Below are 1268 nucleotides of genomic sequence, written 5' to 3'. Positions count from 1 at the left end.
TTCCGGGGCCGCCGAGATTGCCGTCCTTGTTCGGGGTGTTCCAGTGGATGATGCCGTCGTCCGGGGCGCGCAGCGTCGTGGTCGGCGGTCGCGGATAGAAGAAGGGCTGCGCCTGGATCCCTTCGCGGCGATGGGCCCTGTCGGCTCGAACGCCCCGGGCGAATGCGGGGGTGCTGCCGAAGACCGCGAGCGCGACCACGAGCCACCGCACCGACGGGCGTTCTAGGATCATCGCGCACTGGACGCCGCGCGCCGTCCGGCCGGTTCGCCGACGAGCCGGGTTTGTCGCGTGGGAGCGGGGCGCATCCGCAGGAAGGCCGTTGCAGGTCACTCCGTCAGGAACGGTCCGAGAGCCCATCGGGTTGCCACTAAGCCGGGGCCGCGCATCAGCGGCCTCGGCAAGGAGAGAATCCGTGTTCAAGATACCGACGCTGACGGGTGGCCTGTTCGCAGCCAGCCTGTTTCTCGCGCCCCTCCCGGCCGCCGCGGCCCAGATCGGTCTCGGGGCCGTCGCCGAGGCTGCCCCGGCCGTGGAGCGGGTTCAGTACGGCTACGGCGGACCCCGCTTCGGACCCGGTTTCGGCGGCCACCGCCATGGCTACGGCGGCCCGGGCTTCCGGGGGCGGGGTTACGGCTACGGCCGCGGATACGGTCGCGGGTACGGTCGTGGCTATGGCCGGCCGCACGGCTATGGCGGTCCGCGCGGCTATGGGCGTGGCGGCTTCTGACCGCTTCCGATCCGAATCCTGATCCTCATGAGCCCGCCCGGCCCCCTGTCGTGGCGGGCTCGTCGTGCGTGCACGGTCCCGGCCCGGGACGATCGATCCCGAGGCACGCGCACGGCCTGCTAACCGCGGCTCGTCACCGTGCATCACGAGCCGCGTCGCGTATCGGCTCGACCGCTGGTGAGATCGGACGCTCCCCCGCCCCGTGAGCAGATCGGGGCGGGGCCGAGCGGCCGATCCGCCCGGCGCACACGCCCTCGTCATGGCCGTGGTCTTGAAACGGCCGAATCCCGGTTGCCCGAGTTCCAGCATGCGCCTGATCCTCGCCGCCCTCCTCGTTTGCTCCGCCACGGCGGCCTGCGCCGGGGAGCCGCTCATGGACGGTCCGGTCACGGGCGGCGGCTTCGGGATGAGCGGCGCGGACTATTACGGCGACATCCGCAGCCGGATGCCGTTCACGCAGGAGGCCTCGCCCCGGCCGATCGGCGTCGCCGAGGTCGAGCGTGCGCGGGCGGTGCGCAAGCGCGCCGAAGCGCGATACCC

The 1268-nt window shown here is 72.4% G+C and carries 3 protein-coding genes; 2 read left to right on the top strand and 1 reads right to left on the bottom strand.

Annotated elements, in window-relative coordinates; all coding sequences use genetic code 11:
- Nucleotides 1-232: hypothetical protein (locus FV228_RS30085; protein WP_210247836.1), on the bottom strand; the 232-nt coding region annotated here is incomplete at its 3' end.
- Nucleotides 233-413: 181 nt separating this feature from the next.
- Here FV228_RS30085 and FV228_RS30080 point away from each other — a divergent pair.
- Nucleotides 414-728, top strand: coding sequence for a hypothetical protein (locus FV228_RS30080; RefSeq protein WP_147857769.1), 315 nt, complete (start codon nt 414-416; stop codon nt 726-728).
- Between the two features lie 307 nt (nt 729-1035).
- Nucleotides 1036-1268: hypothetical protein (locus FV228_RS30075; RefSeq protein WP_147857768.1), on the top strand; the 233-nt coding region annotated here is incomplete at its 3' end.

The organism is Methylobacterium sp. WL18, from assembly GCF_008040015.1.
GTDB lineage: Bacteria > Pseudomonadota > Alphaproteobacteria > Rhizobiales > Beijerinckiaceae > Methylobacterium > Methylobacterium mesophilicum.
The sequence above is the reverse complement of the archived record's forward strand: the minus strand, read 5'-3'. Positions and strand labels throughout refer to the sequence as shown.